At 38.6% G+C, this 24,295-nt stretch carries 21 protein-coding genes; 4 read left to right on the top strand and 17 right to left on the bottom strand.

Annotated features, from left to right (window positions below; genetic code table 11):
* Positions 1–642 precede the first annotated feature (642 nt).
* Positions 643–1,029, bottom strand: coding sequence for an SRPBCC domain-containing protein (locus tag B3E92_RS21630; RefSeq protein WP_286779105.1), 387 nt, complete (start codon positions 1,027–1,029; stop codon positions 643–645).
* A 130-nt stretch (positions 1,030–1,159) separates the two neighbouring features.
* Between B3E92_RS21630 and B3E92_RS21625 the strand changes: the two genes are divergently transcribed.
* Entirely contained in the window at positions 1,160–2,485 is a 1,326-nt protein-coding gene (locus tag B3E92_RS21625) for a methyltransferase RsmF C-terminal domain-like protein (RefSeq protein WP_286898265.1), read from the top strand.
* A 45-nt stretch (positions 2,486–2,530) separates the two neighbouring features.
* Here B3E92_RS21625 and coaBC read toward each other — a convergent pair whose 3' ends face one another.
* From coaBC to B3E92_RS21610, 3 genes are read right to left on the bottom strand one after another with little or no spacing between them, the layout of a single operon-like run.
* A complete protein-coding gene (coaBC, locus tag B3E92_RS21620) occupies positions 2,531–3,727 on the bottom strand; it encodes a bifunctional phosphopantothenoylcysteine decarboxylase/phosphopantothenate--cysteine ligase CoaBC (protein WP_070560911.1) in 1,197 nt (398 codons plus the stop codon).
* 10 nt (positions 3,728–3,737) lie between these two features.
* Complete coding sequence (locus tag B3E92_RS21615; RefSeq protein ID WP_046671627.1) at positions 3,738–4,067, bottom strand: DNA-directed RNA polymerase subunit omega; 330 nt, start codon at positions 4,065–4,067, stop codon at positions 3,738–3,740.
* A complete protein-coding gene (locus B3E92_RS21610) occupies positions 4,051–4,980 on the bottom strand; it encodes an outer membrane protein assembly factor BamD (protein WP_112375121.1) in 930 nt (309 codons plus the stop codon). The genes B3E92_RS21615 and B3E92_RS21610 overlap by 17 nt, the downstream gene beginning before the upstream one ends.
* Positions 4,981–5,222: 242 nt before the next feature.
* On the opposite strand from B3E92_RS21610, the gene B3E92_RS21605 reads away from it, so the two are divergent.
* Together B3E92_RS21605 and B3E92_RS21600 are read left to right on the top strand one after the other, a co-directional pair.
* On the top strand, positions 5,223–5,498 hold the full coding sequence (locus B3E92_RS21605; protein ID WP_046671629.1) for a NifU family protein: 276 nt from the start codon (positions 5,223–5,225) through the stop codon (positions 5,496–5,498).
* A gap of 57 nt (positions 5,499–5,555) precedes the next feature.
* Complete coding sequence (locus B3E92_RS21600) at positions 5,556–6,203, top strand: carboxypeptidase regulatory-like domain-containing protein (protein ID WP_070560915.1); 648 nt, start codon at positions 5,556–5,558, stop codon at positions 6,201–6,203.
* Here B3E92_RS21600 and B3E92_RS21595 read toward each other — a convergent pair.
* The 11 genes from B3E92_RS21595 to polA form a co-directional block, all read right to left on the bottom strand.
* On the bottom strand, positions 6,200–7,429 hold the full coding sequence (locus B3E92_RS21595; RefSeq protein ID WP_070560917.1) for an FtsX-like permease family protein: 1,230 nt from the start codon (positions 7,427–7,429) through the stop codon (positions 6,200–6,202). The two genes, B3E92_RS21600 and B3E92_RS21595, sit on opposite strands and share 4 nt — an antisense overlap.
* A gap of 5 nt (positions 7,430–7,434) precedes the next feature.
* The gene (locus tag B3E92_RS21590) at positions 7,435–8,076 is read right to left on the bottom strand and encodes an MBL fold metallo-hydrolase (protein WP_070560919.1); all 642 of its coding nucleotides are present in this window, start codon (positions 8,074–8,076) and stop codon (positions 7,435–7,437) included.
* 44 nt (positions 8,077–8,120) lie between these two features.
* Positions 8,121–8,867 carry a shikimate dehydrogenase family protein gene (locus tag B3E92_RS21585; protein ID WP_286898264.1) on the bottom strand — a complete coding sequence of 249 codons (747 nt, stop codon included), beginning with the start codon at positions 8,865–8,867 and terminating at the stop codon, positions 8,121–8,123.
* A gap of 97 nt (positions 8,868–8,964) precedes the next feature.
* A complete protein-coding gene (locus B3E92_RS21580) occupies positions 8,965–10,377 on the bottom strand; it encodes a tetratricopeptide repeat protein (protein WP_070560920.1) in 1,413 nt (470 codons plus the stop codon).
* A gap of 181 nt (positions 10,378–10,558) precedes the next feature.
* A complete protein-coding gene (locus B3E92_RS21575) occupies positions 10,559–11,932 on the bottom strand; it encodes an OmpA family protein (RefSeq protein WP_159333548.1) in 1,374 nt (457 codons plus the stop codon).
* 240 nt (positions 11,933–12,172) lie between these two features.
* Complete coding sequence (locus tag B3E92_RS21570) at positions 12,173–13,183, bottom strand: inorganic phosphate transporter (RefSeq protein WP_046671636.1); 1,011 nt, start codon at positions 13,181–13,183, stop codon at positions 12,173–12,175.
* Between the two features lie 36 nt (positions 13,184–13,219).
* Positions 13,220–13,867 (bottom strand): DUF47 domain-containing protein, encoded by a 648-nt coding sequence (locus tag B3E92_RS21565; RefSeq protein ID WP_046671637.1) that lies wholly within the window; start codon positions 13,865–13,867, stop codon positions 13,220–13,222.
* 90 nt (positions 13,868–13,957) lie between these two features.
* Positions 13,958–14,995 carry a sensor histidine kinase gene (locus tag B3E92_RS21560; RefSeq protein ID WP_070560922.1) on the bottom strand — a complete coding sequence of 346 codons (1,038 nt, stop codon included), beginning with the start codon at positions 14,993–14,995 and terminating at the stop codon, positions 13,958–13,960.
* Between the two features lie 63 nt (positions 14,996–15,058).
* Positions 15,059–15,712, bottom strand: coding sequence for a phosphatidylserine decarboxylase family protein (locus tag B3E92_RS21555; RefSeq protein ID WP_070560924.1), 654 nt, complete (start codon positions 15,710–15,712; stop codon positions 15,059–15,061).
* Between the two features lie 24 nt (positions 15,713–15,736).
* Positions 15,737–16,867, bottom strand: coding sequence for a toxin-antitoxin system YwqK family antitoxin (locus B3E92_RS21550; RefSeq protein WP_286898263.1), 1,131 nt, complete (start codon positions 16,865–16,867; stop codon positions 15,737–15,739).
* Between the two features lie 4 nt (positions 16,868–16,871).
* Positions 16,872–19,673 carry a DNA polymerase I gene (gene polA / locus B3E92_RS21545; protein WP_286898261.1) on the bottom strand — a complete coding sequence of 934 codons (2,802 nt, stop codon included), beginning with the start codon at positions 19,671–19,673 and terminating at the stop codon, positions 16,872–16,874.
* Positions 19,674–19,779: 106 nt separating this feature from the next.
* On the opposite strand from polA, the gene rsgA reads away from it, so the two are divergent.
* The gene (gene rsgA, locus B3E92_RS21540) at positions 19,780–20,700 is read left to right on the top strand and encodes a ribosome small subunit-dependent GTPase A (protein WP_286898260.1); all 921 of its coding nucleotides are present in this window, start codon (positions 19,780–19,782) and stop codon (positions 20,698–20,700) included.
* A gap of 74 nt (positions 20,701–20,774) precedes the next feature.
* Here rsgA and B3E92_RS21535 read toward each other — a convergent pair whose 3' ends face one another.
* Entirely contained in the window at positions 20,775–23,228 is a 2,454-nt protein-coding gene (locus B3E92_RS21535; protein ID WP_286709824.1) for a hypothetical protein, read from the bottom strand.
* Positions 23,188–24,225 (bottom strand): hypothetical protein, encoded by a 1,038-nt coding sequence (locus B3E92_RS21530; protein WP_286709825.1) that lies wholly within the window; start codon positions 24,223–24,225, stop codon positions 23,188–23,190. Before B3E92_RS21530 ends, B3E92_RS21535 begins: the two co-directional genes overlap by 41 nt.
* Positions 24,226–24,295 lie beyond the last annotated feature (70 nt).

The raw sequence follows: 24,295 nt of genomic DNA, 5'->3' as shown, positions 1-24,295 counted from the left end.
GTCAAGGGCTTCTTTCGTTTAGCTACTCCCCGTACTTCCCCGTACAATGCTATTGCATATCCTCCGTCCCCCCCCCCCGGACCGGCGCTGTTCCGCAGCAGTGTGACGCATCGTTATAGCCAGCATTTATTGTAAATCAAATATTCGGCGGTCACTACACAAGCTACTTGTAATCACTAGGAGCATGTCCTGTCTCAGCTATTACCCCCATGGTTTACGGAGGTGAGAAAGTCTCGGTTTTTGGATATATCATTCGTATTTCTATTAGATAGGATTGAAAACTTTTTAACACCATAATTTTCGCTGTTGCCGATTTTATGTTGTAAGATTGCTACACCTTTGCCTGTAAAGGATGAATATATCGGCAGGAGCTTTGAGTTTGGTGTTTGAAACTATTGTGGGATATTTTATATGTATGAAGATTGGGATTAAAGGAGCATGTAGAAATTATAATCCGTTCTATTTGAGATATTGAAACGACTCACATGTTGTATAATAGTGAAATATCAATTATTATATATTGGAAAGTGGAAAGTCGGGCACAGTAAAGGAGGTATCTGTATTGCCAACGGTCTATATGGAATACAAATACCTGATGTTCTTGGCTATTACACTATACCCTGGAAGAATAGCTGCATTGCTTTAATCTTCTTCTGTATAAAAGTCGATCAACGAGGAGATATAAGGGTCTTCCCATCCATCCGAGATATTTTCAAAGTCTTCATCCGGTATATTTGTCTGCCTAATTTCCAGGGATGTCCCTTTTTTATGTTCATGCAGCTTTAATGTAACGATCGAAGGGTTGTCTGTTTCACCGAAGTACCATTCTTGCACAATTTTTGTCGAAGGTTCCAGTTCCAAGAATCGGCCAGTTATAGCACCATCCCATAAGGAGAATTCTCCGTTGATAGTAGCGTCTATGTACACTAGGTCTCCTGTCCAAAGACGAGCGGTAATTTCGGTCGTTAATGCAAGATACAGCTCCTCTGGAGTTGCAGGAATAATAGCATATTTCTTGAATTCTTTCATGGTGCAAAGTTACTCTTTCTTGTAATTTACCACTTATTTTGACTTCATTTTTATTTATCTTAATTTTATCGCAAACTATCGGGACAATATGAGTAATTTTCTGCCAAATTCTTTAGTAAAAAAGTTAGGAGTGAATCCATTATTTGATACTGATGCATTTATTAAGATACATGAGGAAGGTATTCGGGCGACAGCAATACGCCTAAACCCTAATAAATTAGAAGATTGTCCGTTTCCTAATGCAGGACAAGTTTCTTGGTGTCATGGGGCTTATTATCTTCAGGATCGTCCAGTATTTACATTAGATCCTTTATTTCATGCTGGAGCATACTATCCACAAGATGCTTCTTCTATGTTCATAGACCATATTATTCGAAGTTTGAAGTTAAATGAAAGGAGTGTTCGGGCATTGGACTTATGCGCCGCTCCAGGAGGAAAGTCTACTTTATTAAATAGTAGTTTGCATCCGGAATCGCTCTTGGTTGCAAATGAAATTATTAAAACTAGGGTTACCATCCTGCAAGATAACTTAATGAAATGGGGAAATGCCAACACAGTAACGACAAATAATGATCCTGCAGCGTTTAATCGCCTTCCAGGATACTTCGATTTGATGCTTGTTGATGCCCCATGTTCTGGATCTGGAATGTTTAGAAAAGATACCGATGCCATCGATGAATGGTCCGAAGCTAATGTTAAGCTTTGTAGCGAAAGACAACAGCGAATTTTGGCTGAAAGCTTGGCGACTTTAAATAAGGGCGGATATTTGTTCTATTCAACATGTTCTTATTCTCCGGAAGAAAATGAAGATATTGTCGATTGGTTACTGGATAGCGGTGATTTCGAATCTATTGAAATAGCTATTGAAGAGCATTGGGGAATTGATCATACAAGTTCTAATAAGCATCGTGCACACGGTTATCGATTTTACCCGCATAAATTAGGTGGAGAGGGCTTTTTTATTGCTGTCCTTAAGAAGATTGGCGAACAGGAAACGTTCAATAGAAAGCGAATTAAACCCGAAAAATCAGAGGTACCTAGAGGAATTCTAGATAATTGGATTTCGGATAGTGCCAGTTTTCATACTTTTCTTCATCATGAGGATGTATATGTTTTTCCAAAAATGTATGAACATGATCTAAAGTATCTCCAAAATGTACTTTATCTTAAGAATGCGGGAACTAATGTTGGGAAACTTAACAGAAAGGAGCTAATACCAAGCCATGCGCTGGCTTTGAGCATTCATTTGACCAAAGACTTCCAATTGGTGGAATTGTCGCTTGAGGATGCCCGCAATTATCTTAGAAAGGAAAATATAGCTGTGGATACGATTGGCGAAAATATTCAAGGATGGGCCATAGCAAGTTTTCAAGGTAAACCTTTGGGCTGGATGAAGGTATTGACCAACCGAATAAACAACTATTATCCAAAGGAATTGAGGATTGCAAATTTATAAGAGCTGGAGACATTATACTCCAAGGGGAGTATATATAAAATTTGCTTAGGATAGGCTCACGATAATTGAGCAGATATCTTTAGCAACTTCTTCTTTCGATTTTAGGCTAAACTCACGGGTATTTCCAGACCGATCGATTATAGTGACTTTATTGGTATCCGTGGCAAAGCCGGCACCTTTATCTTGCATGGAATTGAGCACAATAAAATCCAGGTTTTTTCGAACCAATTTGTCTTTTGCATTTTCGAGTTCATTATTGGTTTCCAATGCAAACCCAACGAGTAACTGGTTTTCTTTCTTTTTGGCACCTAAAGTAGCTAGAATATCGGCGGTTTTCGTCAGCGCGATAGCGAATTCGTTTTCTTTCTTTTTTATTTTTTGGGTAGCGACTTCAACTGGAGTGTAGTCTGCCACAGCAGCGCTCATCACAACAATATCTGCTGCTTCAAAATATTCTTCGCAGGCGCTCAGCATCTCAGCTGCCGAGGTAACTGAAATCGTATAGACGCGCTCGGGTAATTTCAGGGCAGTCGGTCCCGATACTAGCGTGACGTCTGCGCCAAGTTCTTCAAGTTCTTTGGCGATGGCATAGCCCATTTTTCCACTTGAATGATTGCCAATGAAGCGGACTGGGTCTATAGCTTCATAAGTAGGGCCAGCTGATACTAATGCTTTCTTTCCTGCTAAGGGCAGTCCTCGCTCCGAAAATTTAACTAAGAAATCCATTATTTCTTCCGGCTCCGCCAAACGCCCCTCACCCACTAGACCACTTGCCAGTTCCCCTTTTCCCGGAGGAATGAGGATATTGCCATAAGAACTAAGCTTATTAATATTGGACTGTGTTGAAGGGTGTTTCCACATATCTAAATCCATTGCTGGAGCGAATAGTACTGGACATTTTGCTGATAGATACACGGCTGTTAAGAGGTTATCGCAAAACCCATTGGCCATTTTGGCCAAGGTATTTGCCGTTGCTGGTGCGACTAAAATATAATCTGCATTTAAAGCAATTTCGACATGATTGTTCCATTCCCCGGTATTCGGCTGATAATAATCTATTAAAACGGGGGTTTTGGAGAGTGTGGAAAGCGTAAGCGGGGTAATAAAGGCTGTCGCTTCTTTTGACATGACTACGTTAACTTTGGCTTCCGCTTTTACCAAAAGGCGGATAAGGGATGCAATCTTGTATGCGGCAATACTGCCGCATACAGCAATTACAATATTTTTCCCAGCTAAAGCCATTGTTTAAGTATTAGTCCTGCTCTTTTGAAGGATTTCTGTAGTATACTTTATCGTGTAAAAATTCATCAATAGCAACCAAAGTAGGCTTTGGCATACGCTCGTAATGTTTTGAAATCTCTATTTGTTCACGGTTTTCGAATACCTCTTCCAAGTTATCGTTGTTGCTCGCGAATTCAGCAAGTTTTCCATTCAATTCTTCTTTAATATCTACTGCAATTTGGTTCGCGCGTTTAGAAATAACTACAATAGATTCATAGAGATTGTCAGTGCCTTTGTCCAATTGTCTCAAGTCACGTGTGACTGTAGAGTTTGGAACTGAATTGTTATTTTTTTGACTCATCTTTTTGGGTATTTTCTTTTTCTTTTTTCGCCTTTTGTTCTTTAATATACACTTCCTGCTCCGCAACGGCCTTATTATAATCCTTCACTTGAGAGAGGGCGGTTTTAATCCCTTTTTCAGAATTCTCACGAAGAGATTCTGCCTCTTTCATATGTTTGCTATTCGGAAAATTACTTGCGAAGCTACGGTAATAATCCAAGGCATCATCAAATCTGCTTTCTTGTTTCAGGAAGAAACTTTTTGACGCATAGATGTATTGTGCTTTTAAGGTTAAAAACTCAATCTCTTCTGCGTATTTTGTATCAGGGTATTCTTTTAATACATTCTGTAATGCGATGACAGCTGCCCTATAATCATCCGTAAGACCCATATCATAATACAGTCTTGCATTAGCAAATGCTTTAAGCTCAAGTTTATCTCTTAATTTCTGAATAAGATCTGCGGCTTCTTTGGACCGTTCCGATTCGGGATAGAGATTGACGAAGAGCTGTAAAGCATCAATTGCCTTTCTTGTATTTGCTTGATCTAACGTCGATCTCGGAGAATCTAAATAATAACAATAGGCATGCATAAAACGACATTCCTCTGCTCTTGCACTATTTGGATAAACATCCGCAAAATCTTTAAAGTGAAATGCTGCAGATGTATAATCTTTCAGACGGTAGTTGGCAAATGCCAAATAATAGTAAATATTTTCTGCTTCAGCTTGTCCACGGAATTTGGTCCGCAAGTCATCAAACAAAACTAACGCCTTTGTATATTTCTTTTTCTCATAAAGTTTTACGGCCTCTTCGTACTTTTGAGCGATGTTATTGCTTGCGCGCAATTTCTCAAATTTACTTTTACAGCCAGTAAATACCAATAGAAACATCATGCCGGCACAGATAGCCGCTATACGCCTATTTAAAAACATTTTACAAAGATAAGTGAATTTGTTATACTAATCAATTAAATTTTACTGCGCAATATAGTTTAATAATTATTTGATCGCAAAAACAACATTTCTTATTAACATTCTTTAACTCGATTGTAGCTTGGAAGAGGGTATATTGTCATATACTTGTTGTTTTTCCAATGGTAGCGAAGCCTAAAAATACACATTTTAAAATATTTGATTATCTTTACATATTACAATCATTGAATAGCATTAAGAGTATGACTTTAAAAGAAAAAGTTGAGCAAGCATTAGATACCTTGAGACCATATTTGGAGACTGATGGCGGAAATGTGAGTGTTGAAGAGATTACAGCGGATAATGTCGTGCGTTTAAAATTATTGGGAGCATGTGCTTCATGTTCAATGAGCATTATGACCTTTAAAGCTGGTTTAGAGCAGGCAATTAAGAAAGCTGTTCCTGAAATTACAGCAGTAGAGGCTATTAATTTAACAGATCCAGATTCCCCAGAAGCAACTTTACCCTCTGTTAATTAGTTTTTCTATTAACACAATTTAACGGCTAGTTCGGCTACTTTTGTTTAAATTTGTTCTATGAAGTTGCTGGTTTCTATATTATTTGCTGTATTTATACTTTTTTGTTCCGCTGCATTACAAGCGCAGGAAAGGAAAATTATTCAATATTCCGGTATCGTAACAACGGTTGGGTCTGGACTTCCTGTAGGTTATGCGACTGTCACTAATTTATCTTTCCGAAATGAAGCATTTGCTGCAAATAACGAGGGCTATTTCTCTTTTGTGGCACATGTAGGCGATACAATTCGTTTTACCTCTGTCGGTTTTGATCCTTTAGTTGTCACTATTCCTGAGGTTTCTGGAGATAAATATACCGCAAATATCATTATGCAAAATCTAGTGACGGAACTTCCGATGGTAACGCCCTATCCTTGGGCAAGTATAGAAGAGTTTAACATTGCATTTATGAATCTAGACGTTTCCGAAGATAACATCGTTAGAGTAAGAAGATCCTTGTCGTATGAGTCCTTGTCTGCAATGGCAGCTGTAATACCACGTGACGGAAATGAAATGCGTTCAATTAATAATGCGCAGAGCTTTAATACCATGAATAATAAAGTCATCAACCAACGTTATGCTAATCCATTGTTAAATCCTTTTGCATGGGGCAGTTTAATCCAACAGATTACAAAAGGAAGTCAAAGCCGAAAAAGTTCAAGTTATTAATCAGTCGATTTCAGTTTATTGAGTTCTCTCACACTTAATTTAGCGGAGAAATAGGAAACTAGACCAGAGATGCCAATGACTGTTATGAATACTAAAATGTAATCACTCCACTTACTTACCATAGGGTAGCTGTCAATAATGGTATTCGCTCCATCTTCTACACGAATGATTCCATAGACTGACTGAATATAGTTGAATATGCCGCCTATCAATAGACCTAATACACAACCGATAATAGCGATCATAAGACCTTCATAAAAGAAGATACGTTGAATTAGATTATCAGCCCCACCCAAACCTTTCAGGATCGTCATATCCTTTTGTTTGTCCAGTACAAGCATGGTTAAGGAACCTACAATATTAAAGATTGCAATCACACTGATTAAGGTCAGGATAAAGAAGACGACCCAGCGTTCAACACGTACATTTTTATATAAGGTGGGGTTTTGTTTTTCCCTATTCTTTACAATATAATCTGGTCCTATTTTCTTTTGTAATGTCTGCCCAAATAAGTTGACATCTATACCATCTTTTAGGTAAAATTCGATCGATGAAACGCGGTCATATTCTCCGAGAACCTCTTTAGCAAATGAAATCGGTGTAATTATCAAATTGTCAAAATCTTGTTGATAGCGCATTACCCCTACAGGAGTTATGGATCGGATGTTGAACTCTTCAGCAGGATTGGAGGAATTTTTTACCCCTTTTCTCGGTGAATACACTTGAATTTGTCCCGAAGAGTTCTGCATAGGAATCGCCAGATTTGCCTGTACGCTAGCCCCTAGAATTGCGAGGTTAGTCGAGTCATGAGTAAGTTTGTATTGGCCATCTACGAGGATACTGTCTCCGGTCTTCTTACTTAGCGATTGAGGTTCGACACCTTTTATATTTGCAATAAATTGTCTATTTGAATATTGTAACAATACCTTCTCTTGTAGAACCTCCGTATAATGAACCACATTAGAATCTTTTCGTAATTCGCTGAAGATAGCCTGTTTGCTATCAAAAAGTTTGCCTTTCTTGGGTTCAATCTTCAGCTCAGGAGCAAACTTACTGTACATGGATAGTATCAGCTGTTCCATTCCATTGAATGATGATAACAAAATGATTAATGCGGCACTACTTACCATTACGCCAATCACACTAATTGAAGAGATGATATTAATGGCATTAACTGATTTCTTAGAAAACAGATATCTTTTTGCAAATAGAAATGGCAGGTTCATGACTTTTATCCTTGGATAAATGGATTAGAATTTTTTTCGAAGCCAATCGTAGTCGATGGGCCATGCCCCGGATAGACGATCGTGTCGTCGGGCAAGGTATAAAGTTTTGTTTTTATGCTATCCAAAAGCTGCTGGTGATTTCCCCCAGGAAGATCAGTACGGCCAATGCTATTGCGAAATAGAACATCTCCTCCGATCAAGAATTTTTGATCAGCTGAATATAAGCAAATATGTGCAGGGGAATGTCCAGGCGCAAGAATGACCGTTAGCTCATCATCATCTAAATGAATGGTATCATCCTCATTTAGAAATGTTTCCCCAATTGGGGAAATGTCATATCGGATGCCCATTTGAGGAGCATAATTCTGAACCGCTACTAAAATTGGTACCTCACCTTCGTGAAACTGCGGAAGCAAGCCAAATTTTTCATGGACAAAACTATTCCCCAATACATGGTCAATATGACAGTGTGTATTTAATAGGAGTGTCGGCTTGAGTTTATTGTTTGCGATGAAAGCTAGGAGTTCTTGCTGATCTTGCTCGCCGTACATCCCAGGATCAATGATAATGGCATTTCCTGACTCGTTATAAAGTAGATAAGTATTCTCCTGATAGGGATTGAAAGTGAATGTTTTGATCGTAAGCATAGTGGTAAAATTACAGTTTTTATTGATTTCTTACTATTGAAAGGTCAACTATTCCAGATTTCCCAGTTTTTTTCTGCTTGTAGAACCAACATTTCATACCCGTTTTTGATTCTGGCACCTTTTTCTTTGCTTTTTCGAAGAAACGTTGTTTCCTCTGGGTTGTATATGAGATCATAACAGAGGTGATTCTCAGTTAAGAATTCGTAAGGAATTTTCGGATATTCTGCTGTATTGGGAAATGTACCAACCGGTGAACAGTTGATAATCAAAGTATGGTCAGCTAGGATAGCACGATCAATTTCATCATAAGTGAGCTGGCCTGCCTGTTTGGTTCTGCTTACTAAAGTATGTGTTATTCCAAGTTGATTCAGGGCATAAATGACAGCTTTTGCAGCGCCCCCATTACCTAAAATCAAAGCCTTCTTATCCGCTTGGGGATTTAATAGCGGCTTTAGCGATGCCTCAAAACCATAGGCATCTGTATTGTAGCCTTTAAGATGTGTTATGCCATCTGATGTATAGCTGATTCGAATACAGTTTACAGCTTGTATTGCATGAGCTTCTTCCGAGAGCTCATCCAAATAATCCATAACCTCTATCTTATAGGGAATGGTCACATTGACACCGTAAAAGTCTTTATTGGAAGCAATTATTGTAAAATCGGCTATTTGAGCAAGTGGATATAAATCATAATCCACATCGGTAATACCCTCTTGATGAAATTTTTCTAGATAATATTTTTTTGAAAAAGAATGCCCTAACGGGTATCCTATTAAGCCTAATTTTTTCATTTGAATTGCGAAAAGTACGTTGTGGGAACAGGAATATATTTTCAATTTTAATATCCGGTCATTGCTATGCAATGACCGGATATGAGCCTCTTACATGTTAATCTTTCGGCTTTGTATATTTTTTTACAATTTCAGTAATAATCTGATTCCCTTGTAGCTGTGGAAGGTAATCAAAAAGAATATGATGCTTATCGGGATCCGTCGCCAGACCAAGCTCTAAAAAGTTCAGCGCTTCATTGTATTGTCCATTGGCAAATAGATAAGCAACCACACGATAGTACAGCTCTGCAGCATTTGGATTTTGTGTGATGGCATCGGATATTACATCAATGGCTTCTTCAATTTTACTTTGTTCAAATAGAATGGAGGAATAATCGAGCCACGCATCTATATCTGTTGGGTTCAAAGCGACTACCTTTTTATAGGCTTCTTCTGCAAGATCTATTTGTTGTAGTTTGTATCGGGCATCGGCAATCGCAAACCAGTAATCGGGGTTTGTATCTTCCAGCTCCAATGCTTTTTTATAGAAATGAAGAGATTCAAAATAACGCTCTTCGAAATCTAAGGTGACCCCAATACCGAACCAGGCATCAGCAAGCTCCGCATCTAATTTGACTGCTTTTTTATAATAATTGCGGGCTTCCTCCATCTGCTCAAGTTTCTCATAACATTCGCCAATCGCACAATAGGTATCAGCACTTGGTTGCTCATATTCAAATGTTTGTTTGTATACGTCCAATGCTTCCTGATAGCGATCTAGATTAACAAGAGCGTTCCCCTTATTGAAATAAGCTGAAGAAAAGTCTTCTTTAATTAATATAGCATAGTCATAAGCATCCAGAGCTTCCTCAAACCGGCTTATTTTATGGTAAGAATTTCCTAGATTATACCAAGCATAATAGGAGTATGGGTCTGAATCAATGTACTTCTTATAAAAGGAGATACTTTCTTCCTGTCTATCCAATATATCATAACAATAGGCCAATTCATAGAGTGCTTCTTGGTAATCCATATTGAGCTCAAGTGCTTTCTTTAGATAAATTATTGCTTTGTCATAATTCATTTGCGCTTGAAAGATCATCGCAATATGGAAGTAGACTTCATCTTTATTATCTAATAGCGGAAGTGCCTTGAAGAGTTGTCCCAAAGCATTATCAAACTGGCCGATACTGCCTAATATGCCACCGCGGATCAAGAAGATGTCTCCTTCTGAAGCTTCCAATAATTCCGCTTTATCAAGCGCTGCAAGTGCATTCTGATATTGTTGAATCGTTGAAAACAGTTGTGCCTGTTTCAATAGGAAGGTAATATCAAAAGGGTGTTGGCTGATCGCATATTCGGTAACCTGTAGGGCCTTAACAGGGTCATTTTTTTCAGCGTAGTAATCAATAATTCCTTCAAAAGCCTTGGAGTCAAAAAAATACTGATCCTCGTTTCGAAGCATTTCCTCATATCTGTCCACCGAGATTTTTCTTTCTTCGGGGTTTTCAAATTCAAAATCCTCTTCCATTCTCAAAAGTTTAAAACCAGTATTCTGTTCTTTAATTCAAAATACTAATTTCTTATCTAATTTGTTCGAACTAATTTTCCACAAATCGGATATCCTCCACAAAGTTAAGGATAAATACGGGTAAAATAAAAAAGCCGGCTTTAAAGCCGGCTTCTAATATAATGGTATAAGTTATATACGATTATTTTTTGATCTCAACACGACGGTTTTGAACACGACCTTCTTCAGTAGCATTAGATGCAACTGGGTTTTTCTCTCCGTAACCGTTAGCAGTGATGCTTGATGAAGAAACACCAGCGTTTACTAAATATTGTTTTACAGAGTTCGCACGGTCTTTAGATAAAGTCACGTTATAAGCTTCAGAACCTTCAGCAGAAGCATAACCATCTAATTGTACAGATGAATTGTTATCACGTAACTCTTTAGCCAATTTGTCTAATGTAGAGTAAGATGAAGTTTTCAATACTGAGCTATCAAATTCGAATTGAATTGGAGCGTAGTAACCGTTAGAAGTAACGTTGTTAGCAACTGGCTCTGGGAATTTGATTGGACATCCTGAACCATCTACTGGAGTACCAGCTGGAGTACCAGGACATTTGTCAAATTTATCAGATACACCGTCACCATCAGCGTCAGCGCTTAATGTGTTAACAGTACCTTCTAAAGTGCTTACACGTTGTTTCAACGCTTCAACTTCGTTTCTCAATGAAGGATCTTTCAACTCATCATACAATGTAGCAACTGGGTTAGCAAAAGTCAAGTTTTGTTTGTCTTTCGAACCTAAAGTGAATTCTAAACCAGCCATCACTGTAGAGAATTTACCTTTGTAATCTGTACGAGCTGGACCATATAATAAGTTGTCATCAGTGAAGTTCATTGTATAACCTAAATTCAAGGCAACAACTTCTGATAATTTGAACTTAGCACCAACACCTACAGGCACGAAAGCAGTTAATTTGTTATCACGATCTCCGGTTTTTTCACGATCGCCAAAAATTTCTTCACCCCATTTTCCTTTATTATTATAAACTTCGGAACCAGTAAAATCATTATTTGCATACTGAATAGGATTATTAGCTAAAACACCCAAACCAACTTTGGCGTAGAAGTTAACTGCATTTTCTCTTCGCAAGAAATCGATTGTACCCAATTGGAATACACCGTTTAAACTAGCAGCCCAATTTACATCAGTCTTAGCAGAAGTAGCTCCCAAAGAGTTTTCTGCTTTAGGTCCAGATAAATCATGATTGTAAGTTTTGATCTTACCACGGTTTGCTTCTAATTCTAAACCAAATAAGTGTGAGAATTGTTTACGAACTGTCAAGCCATAGTACTCGCCTACTTTATTTTGAAAGTAACCAACTTTTTGACCGAAAGCGTTAGATCCACCGATAATTGTGTTCGGTGTAGTTATACCACCTTGAACTCCGATAGACCAAGTTCTGTATTGTGATCTACCACCGAATACTTGTTGAGCTTGTGCTGTACCAGCGAAACCTAAAGCGGCAACTAATGTAGCAGCAACTGCTGTTTTTTTAATTGTAGAATAGTTCATACTCTTGTTTTTAAGGTTATTATTAATTTTAATTGTTTTCAAATTTAATTATCGTATTAACACATGGAACAGTACAATTGCCGTGCCAAAGTCTTAAAGTTATGTTAAAATTTTGTTTTTGCTATATTTTGTACTAAATTAAGTATTTAATGTGAAACAACAAAACAAAAATCCGGTACGAAAGTACCAAATTTTTGTTTTGTTTCAATAGGTTTAAGAAGAAAATTAAGTATTTTTTTTCTAAAGCAAATAATGTACGACCAATAAAGACAACGCACCCAACAAAGCTGAAACCGGAATGGTTAATATCCAAGCCCATAACAAGCTGATTGTTACCCCCCAACGTACTGCTGATACACGTTTGACAACACCAACACCGATGATTGCACCTGTAATGGTATGCGTAGTTGAGGCTGGTATCCCAAAATGTTCTGTGATACCCAAGGTGACAGCTCCTGCAGATTCAGCACAAACACCTTCCAAGGGTGTTACTTTTGTAATCTTGGTTCCCATCGTTTTAACAATTTTCCACCCACCGCTCATTGTTCCGGCAGCGATTGCTGCGTAACAAGTTAATGGAATCCATTCAGGCATGTGTTCAGTCGTTGGGACATAGCCACCAGCAACCATCGCTACAAGGATAATTCCCATGACTTTCTGCGCATCATTACCTCCATGTGCAAAGCTCAAGGCGGCAGAAGAAACAAGTTGCAATATCTTGAACCATTTTTCGGCAACACTTGGACGGGAGTTTTTTGCCAGGTTGATTACAATCAATGTGATGATAACCGATATCGTCATACCTATAATAGGGGCCAGTACGATAAATGCAATAATCTTTAAGGTTGCATCAATATTGATGGCGTGGATAGGATCTGCGCCAAGAATAAAAGCGTATGCCATACCCGATCCTGCAAAACCTCCAATAAGTGTATGGGATGAACTGGATGGTACGCCATAGTACCAGGTAAATAAGTTCCAACCGATTGCTGCAAGTAACCCTGCGAAAATAACTTCTAATGTAATGTATTCTTCCAATACTGTTTTTGCAATGGTATTGGCTACTTTATGATCTGTAAAGTAGAAGTAAGCTGCAAAGTTGAATATCGCAGCCCATAAAACGGCCATTGCTGGCGTTAAAACTTTTGTTGATACAACTGTCGCAATAGAATTGGCTGCATCATGGAATCCATTGATGTAGTCAAAAGCAATCGCAAGGACAATTACAACAACGAGTAATGTTGACATCATAATCTCGTAGAATTTTTGTGCACTTAAATCGAATGATTATGCGTTTTTAACCAGAATGCTTTCTAATACGTTAGCAACATCCTCACATTTATCGGTTGCATCTTCCATTGCAGATAACACTTCCTTGTGTTTAATTAATGAAATTGCATCTTTTTCAAATTCAAAAAGGTCAGCTACAGCTTTATCGAAAATATAATCCGCTTTGTTTTCTACGCTATTGATGCGAACACATGAATCCGTAATATTGCGGATATTTTTCAAATCTCTAAGCTCATGAATAGCTTTTGATACATGTTCTGTAGCTTCGACTAGTAAATCAGCAATTTCAATCATTGGCTCGGTGGCCTTTTCAACCTTGTAAAGGTCCATTCTATTGGCAGCACCGTGTATAAAATCTGCGACATCGTCCAATGAACTTGCCAAAGAGTGTATATCTTCGCGGTCAAAAGGAGTGATAAAGTTCTTTCCCAGCTCCAAATGAATTTGATGCGTGATGTTGTCGCCTCTATGTTCCAAATCTTCCACTTTGCGTGTTAATTCCTTTTTCTTTTCAGGGTTGCTTGAGTTAACAATATCTTTTAACAACTTTGACATCTCGATCAAGTTGTTGCCGGCTTGTTCAAACAAAGGGAAGAATTTTTTATCCTTTGGAACGAAGTATTGAAAAATGCTATTTAAAGACATATCTTAAATTTATTTTTGCAAAAATAATACCTTAATGTTAAGTTAATGTTAACATTGATTTTGTTTAAACACAAAAGTGTCATCAATTGTTTAATTACCGGACTGAACTTTTTGTAAAGTAAAGCCAAATGTTGTTCCAATCCCTTCTGTACTACGCACATTTACGTTTTGCTGATGTGCTTCGACAATGTGCTTTACGATAGCCAATCCCAATCCTGATCCTCCAATATCGCGTGATCGGCTCTTATCAGTTCGAAAAAAGCGCTCGAATACACGGCTTAGATTTTTTTCTTCGATGCCATAACCGTCGTCTGTAATTTCGATAAGAACCTGTTCAAACAGTGGGAAAATCTTAATTTTAGTTGTCCCGCCCTCTTTTCCATACTTAAGGGAATTGTCTATCAGGTTGTATAATACCTGATGAATTTTATTGCGGTCAGCTTTAACCCAATGGGGTGTACCCACTTTGGGTTTGAATTCTATTTTGATATTGTGTTGTTTAGCTTTGTCTTCAAGAGAGTAGGTGGTGTCTTTAATGAGGTCGACGATATCGAATTTTTCTATATTCAGGACCATTTTTCCGGATTCCAGTTTGGATATTTCATCAAGATCCTGAATCAGGTAATTTAGCCGGTCTAGATTCCGGGCAGCCTTATCTAAGAAATTCTTGGCCATTTCCATGTCTTCTTCCATCAGGCCATCTTGCAGGGTCTCAATGTAACCTTGGGTGGCAAATAAAGGCGTCTTGAATTCATGAGAAATGTTGGATAAAAACTCTCTTCGGAATTTCTCCTGTGATTTTAACTGCTCTATCTCATTTTTTTTATCTTTTGCCCATGCTTTGACTTCGTTCTCAGCATCTGTGATAGGATCCTCACTGACATGTTCTCCGATAGCATCTTTAAGATCCTTACCGAGTTTAAGGTTATGAATTAATTTATACATCGTATTGAGTCTACGATATATATATTTTTCAAATAGATAGTTAAATAGAAGGAAACTCGTTACCACAGCAACAAAGAAAATGATCAGCGCTGTCTGTAGGTCATGTTTATAATAAAAGCTGATCGTAGATATTGCAATGCCGACAGCTGCGGAGTTTGCCAGTAGTAATTGTTTAAAGTTCATTTGCAGAATAAAAAAGGCCCCTGATTTGGAGCCTAAGTTACTTATAATGATATTAATAAATTGTTAAAATTTTCCGATAATCGTTTTTGCTCCAGTAACCTTGTCACCAATGTTAACATTGATTTCAGTGCCTAAAGGAAGAAATAAATCTACGCGGGAACCGAATTTGATAAAACCAAACTCATTGCCTTGCACGACTTCGTCTTTTTCTTTTACATACCATACAATGCGGCGCGCTAAGGCTCCTGCTATTTGGCGGAAAAGAACCTCCCGACCAGCCTTATCTTTGACAACGACTGTTGTTCTTTCGTTATCTGTAGATGATTTGGGGTGCCAAGCCACCAGAAACTTGCCGGGATGGTATTTAAAGAACGTGACTAAACCACTGATTGGGTTTCTGTTGACATGCACATTGACAGGAGACATAAATATAGATACCTGTATACGCTTATCATGGAAATACTCATTTTCCTCAGTTTCTTCGATAACAACAACTTTTCCATCCGCTGGACAAAGAATCACGTCATCCTGCGGGTTGACCACTTTTTTGGGACTTCTGAAAAACTGGACAACTGTAATGAATAGGAATGCTGATAGCGCATAAATAAACCATTTGGCATATTGCGGAGCGTCATAATAATCCGCAACGGCATTGATAATGAAGATAAAAAGTACAGCGATCGCTAATGTGGTGTATCCTTCTTTATGAAATTTCATATCTATTTATTTCTGCAAAGATAATTATTTACTCGAATTGTCTATTTGTCTTTCGATTTTAATTGAATGGGTATAGATTTTTCCATCGTTACCCTGTGTGATCCCACCAGACACTCTGATGAGGTCGTCTTGAGGCTGGTTGTCTTTATACGTAGGGAAATAGAAGTCAATACTTCTCGCAATACGGCTCAAAATGCCATCGAAAGATTCGTTTCCGGAATCTGATGTTAACTTGAGACTTTTTAGATTAGCCATTCCGGTTTTCTTTACTTCCACGAGGTAAGAAAAATTAACCTGCTTGGTGATATCTAGTCCGGTTTTATTGAGATTGTCATTAAAACGTTTAGTTAAGAAAGCATAAAAATTGGAATAATCATCAAAGCTGCAAGACTTACCGTTAAATAGTTCCGCTCGTATAAAATAGTCATAAGGGAGGATGCTTAGCGACATGAAATCCTCATTATTTAGGTCGCCATTGTCGTCATATGTCATTGTGAGCACACCATTTGCAAAGCGTTGTGTCATAGCATAAACGGGTTGCTGACCCACATTGTAGAAATATGTATTCCAGTTTCCCTGTGGCCTGCCGCTTTTTACCTTTCCTTTGCGTAGATAGAAATCAAACCCAAATTCAGTAAATCCTTCAAACGGAATAGAAAATTCATAATTGCCTTCGCCATTTATTACTTCCTGTTTGCCCCTGTTGTCCCAGTAATCTTTTATAAAGTAGCCTTGTTCACTATAAGTTATGGTCAATAGTGGTTTTCCGTCCGGATAGTAATATTTCCAATCACCGATCGGATGGTTATTCTGGAAATTTACTTCCCATTTCAGCACTCCATTTGGATGGAAAGCTTGAAATACGCCTTCTTTTTTGCCATCTTTATAGGAGCCAATGAGTATTCTCGCTCCATTTGGCGCAAAATCGCGAAACTCTCCGTCAAAGACTTGCTTTGCAAAATCAAATTTGCTCACACGTTCAATCGTTTTAAACTCGCACTCTTTTGAAACCAAATAATAATATTTGTCAAAATAAAAACGAATCAATCCCTGGTCTAATTTTTCATAGAATACAGGTTTTTCATCCTGTGCATACAGGTTTGTAAAGCTGCACAAAGACAATAATAATAAGATATGGATGAATTTTTTTATCATAACTTTAGTGTGCTTCTAGCCAATTTTTGCCTTCTCCAATTTCTACGATCAAAGGAACACTTGTTTTTATAGCATTGGACATCTTGTCCAAAATAATTTTTTTGAATACCTCGATCTCGTCTTTAGGTACGTCAAAAACCAATTCATCGTGCACCTGCATGATCATTTTGCCTGTTAAACCTCGCTGCTCAATTTCCTTCTGAATGGCGATCATGGCAAGTTTGATCAAATCTGCCGCCGATCCTTGGATCGGAGCATTAATTGCGTTTCTTTCAGCGAATCCGCGAACGGTGATGTTTGCAGAATTGATATCTCTCAAATAACGTCTTCGTTTTAAAATTGTTTCAACGTAACCCTTCTCTTTTGCAGACTCGACGGCATCACTCATGTATTTTTTTATACCTGTATATTGGTTAAAATATTCATTGATGATATCGGATGCTTCTTTACGAGATATGCCAAGGTTTTGGGAAAGGCCAAACGCCGACTGGCCATAGATAATGCCGAAGTTAACTGCTTTCGCATTGCGACGTTGTTCAGAAGTAACGGCATCAAAATCCACATTATAGACTTTCGCGGCTGTTGCCCGGTGGATATCGTGACCTTGACTAAATGCTTCCATCATATTCTGATCTTTACTGAGTTCGGCAATCAGGCGGAGTTCAATCTGTGAATAATCGGCTGAGAGGATCACGTTGTTTTCAGATCTTGGGATAAAGGCTTTTCTGACTTCTCTCCCCCGTTCGGTACGGATCGGGATATTTTGCAAGTTCGGATTAGTTGAGCTCAGACGGCCTGTTGCGGCAACCGCTTGATTGTATGACGTATGAATGAGCCCTGTTTCGGGGTTTATCAATTCAGGTAGCGCATCAACATAGGTAGATTTGAGTTTTTGCATCTGCCTAAAGTTCAAGATATCTTGGACGATATCTGATTTATGGGCCAATGCCAATAACACATCTTCACCTGTTTTATATTGTCCCGTTTTTGTTTTTTTAGCTTTAGGATCCAGTTGCAGTTTATCGAATAAGACTTCTCCCAATTGCTTAGGGGAGGCGATATTGAAATTTACGCCCGCTTTCTCAAAGATGGATTCCTCGAGATTTTTAATGTCCTGCTCCAGTGTTTTTGAAAACTCTTCAAGTGCCGGAACATCTATTTTTACACCGTTTCGTTCAATTTCAGCGAGTATATAGACTAATGGGAATTCGACATCCTGAGCGAGCTGCATGGTGTTGGTCTCGACAAGAAGCGGGTGAAACACATTTTTTAGCTGCAGGGTAATGTCTGCATCTTCAGCAGCATATTCTTTTATTTTTTCGACTTCAACGTCGCGCATATTCCCTTGCTTCTTTCCCTTTTCACCGATAAGTTCGGTGATTGATACCGGGCTGTAATTCAGGTAATTTTCTGCAAGTACATCCATCCCGTGGCGGGTATCTGGATCAATTAGATAATGTGCAAGCATGGTGTCAAAAAGCGAACCTTGTACCTTTACACCATAGCGTGCTAATAACAAAATATCGTATTTGATGTTTTGTCCTATTTTCTCGATGTTTGGGTTTTCTAGAACTGGCTTGAAAATATCGACTATAGCTTGAGCACCCTCACGATCGGCAGGTGTTGGGACATAATACGCTTTAGCGTTTTCAAAAGAAAATGATAAGCCCACAATATCGGCAAGGTTTGCATCCAATCCTGTTGTTTCTGTGTCGAAACAAAAACTATCTAAAGACGCAAGCTGTTCGGCTAGCGCTACTTGTTTTTCCGCTGTGTCGGCCAAAACATACTCATGTGCTGTATTATGTATATTATTTATTGCGACATTTTCGACACTGATTTCAGTGACAATTTCGGTCGTGGTAATTGTCGTCGTTGTTGTCGAAAATAAATCCATTTGCCCATTTGTAGGAATGCTCTTGTCAAGTACGGAGAATTCATCGCCGAAAACTCGTTTTCCAAGTGTTCGGAATTCCAATTCTGCAAATAGTGGTTCAAGGATTTCTTTGTTTGGATCTTCCAGTTCTAGGGATTTTTCATCAAGTTCAATGGGTACATCCAATAAAATAGTGGCTAATTTTTTGGAGATAAGCCCTTGTTCTGCAAAATTCTCCACATTCTCGCGCATTTTTCCTTTAAGCTGATCCGCGTTAGCGATAATGCCTTCGACAGATCCGTATTCCTGAACAAGTTTTTTCGCTGTTTTTTCTCCAATTCCAGGTATACCAGGGATATTGTCCACGGCATCGCCCCAAAGACCAAGGATATCGATGACCTGGCAAACGTCAGAAATTTCCCATTTTTCAAGAATCTCTTTGACACCTTGTACTTCTGCTCCATTACCCATGCGTGCAGGTTTATAGATAAAGATATTTTCAGACACAAGTTGCCCGAAATCTTTATCCGGTGTCATGCAATAGACCTGAAAATTTTGCTTTTCAGCCTTTTTTGCCAGCGTACCGATAATATCGTCGGCCTCGTAACCATCCATGGTGATGATCGGAATATTGAAGCCCTCAATTAAGCGATTGATATAGGGGATAGAGGCCGCAAGGTCTTCTGGCATAGATTCGCGATGTGCTTTATAAGCTTCAAATTCAATATGTCGTGCGGTAGGTGCCGCCGTGTCGAACACTACTGCTATGTGGGAAGGTTGCTGATTTTTCAATACATCCAATAGGGTATTGGTAAATCCCATGATTGCTCCTGTATTTAACCCTGTTGAGGTAATTCGGGGAGTTTTGCTCAATGCAAAATAAGCTCTATATATAAGAGCCATTCCATCTAGAAGAAATAGTTTTTTCACAAAATTGAATTTTAGTCTCCTTACAAAGGTAAGAAATTCATCAAAGGGTAAGTTTAATAAATTTTTCCGATTTTTGTACTATGACACATTTAATGCAACAGGATTTATGAGAGGACTGGTAACTAAATCGACAGGTAGTTGGTATCAAGTTTTGGGCGAAGATGATAAAAGATACGATTGTCGTATTAAAGGAAAGTTTCGTACTAAAGGAATAAAAACGACTAATCCTGTTGCTGTGGGGGATTGGGTACATTTTGATGTGGAACCTGATCAGGAAAGTGCGGTCATTCACGAACTGGAACCTCGTCGAAATTATATCATTCGAAAATCCGTCAATCTGTCTAAGCAAACTCAAATTATCGGAGCAAATCTGGATCAAGCTTTTTTAGTGGTGACACTTGCCTCGCCGCCAACATCTTTAGGTTTTATCGATCGCTTTCTAGTAACAACGGAGGCCTACGGAATTCCTGCCGTAATTATTTTCAATAAATTGGATCTTTTTAGTGATGAAGGGTTGGAGATATTGGCAGACTATAAAGCTATTTATGAACATATTGGCTATCCCTGTTTCGAGGTTTCTGCGTTAACCGGTACCAATATCGACGTTGTCAAGCAACTGCTTAAAGATAAAATAACCTTGGTATCAGGTCATTCTGGGGTTGGCAAATCAACGTTGATCAATGCAATCGTTCCTGAATACGGGTTGAAAACTGGTGAAATCTCCGATTGGTCTGACAAAGGAAAGCATACAACTACTTTTGCTGAAATGTTTGATCTTCCTTTTGGAGGGAAGTTAATTGATACGCCTGGTATTCGTGAGTTGGGAATTGTCGATATAGAAAAACAGGAGCTATCCCATTTTTTTCCAGAGATGCGCGCGTTGATGAATCAATGTCGATTTCATAATTGCAGGCATATCAATGAACCCGGTTGTGTCATTATGGAGGCTGTGGAAGAAGGCTATATTGAGAGTTCCCGCTATGATAGCTACCTCAGTATATATCATAATGAAGATAGTAGATCTTAATCTTTATAAAAATATAGCGCCTTCCTACATCAGAAAGGCGCTATATTTTTATAAAGCAAGGTAGGCGGCAGCCCTTATTGTATCGCTTGTGTCAAGTTTAAAAAGTCGCGAAGATAGGTACACTCTTTTGACGCGATGGTAAAGAATGGGGTATCTTTATATTGTGTGCTCAATTCTTTGAAGTACCTATTTTGCATTGAAAAGCGGTAAAAAGGATTTTTCAAAGGTGAATCATAATACTGCCAACGCGATTCATTGGTATAAACAAAATCCTTTTGTTCGCTTTTGGCCAGCATAAAAGTGCATTTAGCCTTGAATTCTTTATTGGAACTGAGCGCGCGCGCTTTGCTATACCATTCCTTTGCCGATTTAGTCTGTAGGTAGTTTCGTTGCCAATGGAGTGTTGAGGGAGCATGGTTATCTGTCGATGACCAATCGTAGGATACGATGGACCATGCATTGCCGTAGGTACTTGTCTGATAGATACCTGTAGCCATTTGAAAGTAATATTCCGCTTTTTTCTGATTGTCTTTTTCCGTTTTTATCGCATTTTCCAACCGCGCCATCCGTTCAGCATATTTTAGTTTGGTTGTATTTTCCTTTCCGTATTTTTTGGGATAGTCATTTATCGTCACAATAAAGGGGTTGGGTTTGATGTCATCTTCATCCGTGCTATACCAGTTTTTAATTTCCTTTATTTTATGGTCTTTAGGAAGTGCTGCTAATGTTTTTGCTGCTTTTTGGAAATCCAGTTCGCGCAAATAAGTTGTACCCAGTAATTCGGTGAGATAATCCCTATTAAAATGTTTGATATCTTTCAATAAGAATTTAGACAGGGTGTTCTGTTGGGAATTGTCCGACAATAAATTCCTTATTTTTAACAGCGTTTTAGGTGTAAGGCTATTTTCCCAAAAGTGCATTGTTGTCCACTGCATATTATCTTCCAATGAGTCTTTCACAAAGCCATAGTTGTAAAAAGCATCTGCCTTTACAGCAGCTAAACTAGCCATAGCGGTGTCTTGTGTGTTCAAATAGTGTTTTACAACAAGATTTTGTAAAATGTTCCGGCAGATTAAACTATAGTTGCTGTATTCAAAAGCACTATAACCCCAGTTTTGTTTGCGGATATCTTCTTTACCATCTAGTTTTGCTTTTTCTTCTAACCACGATAAGGTTTTGGTCAATTGAACTTCATCCAGCTGCTTACTGCTTTGCCAGTCCGTCAATTGCGTGAGCAATCGGGTAATTTGAAGCTGATCAATCAATTTTGGACTGAGGTCAGTCTCTTTTATTCCAGCAAGGTATTCTTTTGCTAAAGCATTTTCCTTATTCATCCAACTTAGGTAGGCAGCAGTAATAAGGCCCAATTGGGGTTGAACATATTTTTTGTCGCGATAAAGTTTTAGCGCAAAATTGCGGAGCGAATCCAGATGTAGTTTAACCTTTCCTTTATCGTCATTTTTACTGTAGTAATTATAATTATCGCTACTGAGGTAAAAAGACTCGTTCATTTCTGTTTCTATCTTATTGACTTCGCGTCCTAATAGTACCGCATTGACGGTGTTAGCAGGATCGAGCTGATAGCAGTCGCTCAGATATTTCAGGGCATAGTCACTTGTTCCAAAGCCAATGATCGCATTGATGTTGAATTTATCGGCATCATTTTTTGCATATTGAAATATCTCGGCATCGCTGGCTGTAATATAATGGAAATTAGCATATGCGAGGATACGCCTTTCCGGACTGGCGGTGAATAATTTGGAAAAGAGATAAGCTGCCCTTGCAGGATCACCATTTTTGCGGACAGCCCCCGCATAGTTGGATAGTGCCCAATTGAGGATAGCTTCGTCTCCCTTAGCAGATTGCAGGTACTTTTCATAAATCGTCATGCTCTTGGCGTATTCCTGCCCAAATAGATATAAACGGGCAGCTTGATAAGCATAGCGGATATAGAGAAAGCTATTTTTGGGGTACTTGGGGATCTGCTGTTCGGCGAGTTCAGCTAATTGTGTGATTTCTTTGAAATTTCGGGTATCCGGATCCCAATAGTTATGTTGAATATTCGTGATGGGTTCCTGCTTTTTGGTGAACATAAAATAAGCGCGTTCAGCTTCATGTTTTCCGTCAATCAATGTGCTTAAGAACGTATTTCCTTTAATGGAATCTGGCAGGTTGATCCAAGTCGACTTTTGTTGATTGCTCGCTAAATTAGCGGTTGCAGCGTTGCTGTTGTACATCAATTGCTCGACATCCTTAACCTTGACCTGGGAACCGAGGTGCTTCACCCAAGTTTCGGAATTGATTAAACTTTCTTTGACTGGTGCTTCCTCCGTATAAAGAAATTGGTAGGGGATGAATTGAAAGGCAGAAAATCCATTGTCCTCCAGATTGGGGAGATAATATGTCGTTTGATTGTCGTAAGGATCCACTTCAGGACCACAGGCGATATTGGTTGCAATCTCTCCAAAGAAGAAAGCTAATGTAGTGCTAGAAAGCAGCAATAATTTTTTGTAATTCGGCATTGCCATGGTTTGCTAGTGTAGCTTGATCTAAATGATAAAAAATAATCCGGTGTTCTTTTCCTTTCAGCTCTCCCTTCAAAAATTTTGCCGTTTGTAGGAGTTCATCCTGATTGATGGATTCAAAACGTATAACATCTCCCTTTTTAAGGTTTGCTTTTGGGAGATCCTTTGTTAAAATATAGAGGTTCGTATTGGGGTTATGGGTAAATAACGCCGAGTCTTTAATATCCTCTTCGTTGATATGTTTTGAAATACCGATGTAATTATTATTTCTGAAAACGACAAACCACTGAAATAGCGGTAATGCAATATCCATTTCCATGGGATAGTTGCGTAATGTTCCGCTTAGATAGGTCTTGAGGTCCTGTTGATTTAAAATGGAGTTCTGATTGCCAAATTGTCTGAGATTTCCCATGTTGTAACACATCAACATCGCTTTTTTCACAGGCGGAATTCCGCTGGTGACCGTATTTTTGACTTGGTGGAGCCGCAGCGTAGAGCTCACGATAACATCTTTTAATGCCGGTAATTGCTGCAAATAGCTGAGCAGATAGAAAAATTTATCACGGGATGTCTTTGTCCAATCGCAGTCCAGTTGGAGTTCGGTAAATTTTTCTTTCCCAGCTTGTTGTATTTTAGCCGTCACAAACGGAACAATCTTATTTGCCACTCCCCTGATCTGCAGGCTATCCATCTCTGCAAAAACACGTTGGTTGACGAATACTACAGGAATCAATTGCTGTTCTTTAGGGACAGGTTGCGTAAACGTAATGGGGCTAATAGGGACGGCTTGTACACCGGATGGATCGAGATCAATATCCATGATGCGGACATAGATAGATTTCGCGTCAATTTCTTTTAAGGAGCGGCTTTCTGCGGTATCTAACTGAAATACGGTCTTCCAAAAATAGAAGCCCGTTTCATGCTTTGTTTTGGTGCAGGAACCTAAAAAAAGTAGAGATAGTGGTACAAGAAATAAAAATAATTGTGTTTTACGCAGCATATTCACTTTATTTAGTCGTAATTCAAACAAAATGGGCTTAATTTTGTTTGTTATTCAATAAAATAAAGAC

Source organism: Sphingobacterium sp. UBA6317, assembly GCF_002440385.1.
Taxonomy (GTDB): Bacteria; Bacteroidota; Bacteroidia; order Sphingobacteriales; family Sphingobacteriaceae; genus Sphingobacterium; species Sphingobacterium multivorum.
This window is presented reverse-complemented; position numbering and strand designations above follow the sequence as displayed.

What these genes read in the sequence shown, in the direction of transcription:
- B3E92_RS21565 (WP_046671637.1), bottom strand. Translation starts at nt 13,867, where the DNA reads ATGTCTTTAAATAGCATTTTTCAATACTTCGTTCCAAAGGATAAAAAA.
- B3E92_RS21615 (WP_046671627.1), bottom strand. Translation starts at nt 4,067, where the DNA reads ATGAGTCAAAAAAATAACAATTCAGTTCCAAACTCTACAGTCACACGT.
- B3E92_RS21600 (WP_070560915.1), top strand. Translation starts at nt 5,556, where the DNA reads ATGAAGTTGCTGGTTTCTATATTATTTGCTGTATTTATACTTTTTTGT.
- B3E92_RS21560 (WP_070560922.1), bottom strand. Translation starts at nt 14,995, where the DNA reads ATGAACTTTAAACAATTACTACTGGCAAACTCCGCAGCTGTCGGCATT.
- B3E92_RS21595 (WP_070560917.1), bottom strand. Translation starts at nt 7,429, where the DNA reads ATGAACCTGCCATTTCTATTTGCAAAAAGATATCTGTTTTCTAAGAAA.
- B3E92_RS21575 (WP_159333548.1), bottom strand. Translation starts at nt 11,932, where the DNA reads ATGAACTATTCTACAATTAAAAAAACAGCAGTTGCTGCTACATTAGTT.
- B3E92_RS21535 (WP_286709824.1), bottom strand. Translation starts at nt 23,228, where the DNA reads ATGGCAATGCCGAATTACAAAAAATTATTGCTGCTTTCTAGCACTACA.
- B3E92_RS21590 (WP_070560919.1), bottom strand. Translation starts at nt 8,076, where the DNA reads ATGCTTACGATCAAAACATTCACTTTCAATCCCTATCAGGAGAATACT.
- coaBC (WP_070560911.1), bottom strand. Translation starts at nt 3,727, where the DNA reads ATGGCTTTAGCTGGGAAAAATATTGTAATTGCTGTATGCGGCAGTATT.
- B3E92_RS21530 (WP_286709825.1), bottom strand. Translation starts at nt 24,225, where the DNA reads ATGCTGCGTAAAACACAATTATTTTTATTTCTTGTACCACTATCTCTA.
- B3E92_RS21555 (WP_070560924.1), bottom strand. Translation starts at nt 15,712, where the DNA reads ATGAAATTTCATAAAGAAGGATACACCACATTAGCGATCGCTGTACTT.
- B3E92_RS21570 (WP_046671636.1), bottom strand. Translation starts at nt 13,183, where the DNA reads ATGATGTCAACATTACTCGTTGTTGTAATTGTCCTTGCGATTGCTTTT.
- B3E92_RS21580 (WP_070560920.1), bottom strand. Translation starts at nt 10,377, where the DNA reads ATGGAAGAGGATTTTGAATTTGAAAACCCCGAAGAAAGAAAAATCTCG.
- B3E92_RS21550 (WP_286898263.1), bottom strand. Translation starts at nt 16,867, where the DNA reads ATGATAAAAAAATTCATCCATATCTTATTATTATTGTCTTTGTGCAGC.
- rsgA (WP_286898260.1), top strand. Translation starts at nt 19,780, where the DNA reads ATGAGAGGACTGGTAACTAAATCGACAGGTAGTTGGTATCAAGTTTTG.
- B3E92_RS21610 (WP_112375121.1), bottom strand. Translation starts at nt 4,980, where the DNA reads ATGTTTTTAAATAGGCGTATAGCGGCTATCTGTGCCGGCATGATGTTT.
- B3E92_RS21585 (WP_286898264.1), bottom strand. Translation starts at nt 8,867, where the DNA reads ATGAAAAAATTAGGCTTAATAGGATACCCGTTAGGGCATTCTTTTTCA.
- B3E92_RS21630 (WP_286779105.1), bottom strand. Translation starts at nt 1,029, where the DNA reads ATGAAAGAATTCAAGAAATATGCTATTATTCCTGCAACTCCAGAGGAG.
- B3E92_RS21605 (WP_046671629.1), top strand. Translation starts at nt 5,223, where the DNA reads ATGACTTTAAAAGAAAAAGTTGAGCAAGCATTAGATACCTTGAGACCA.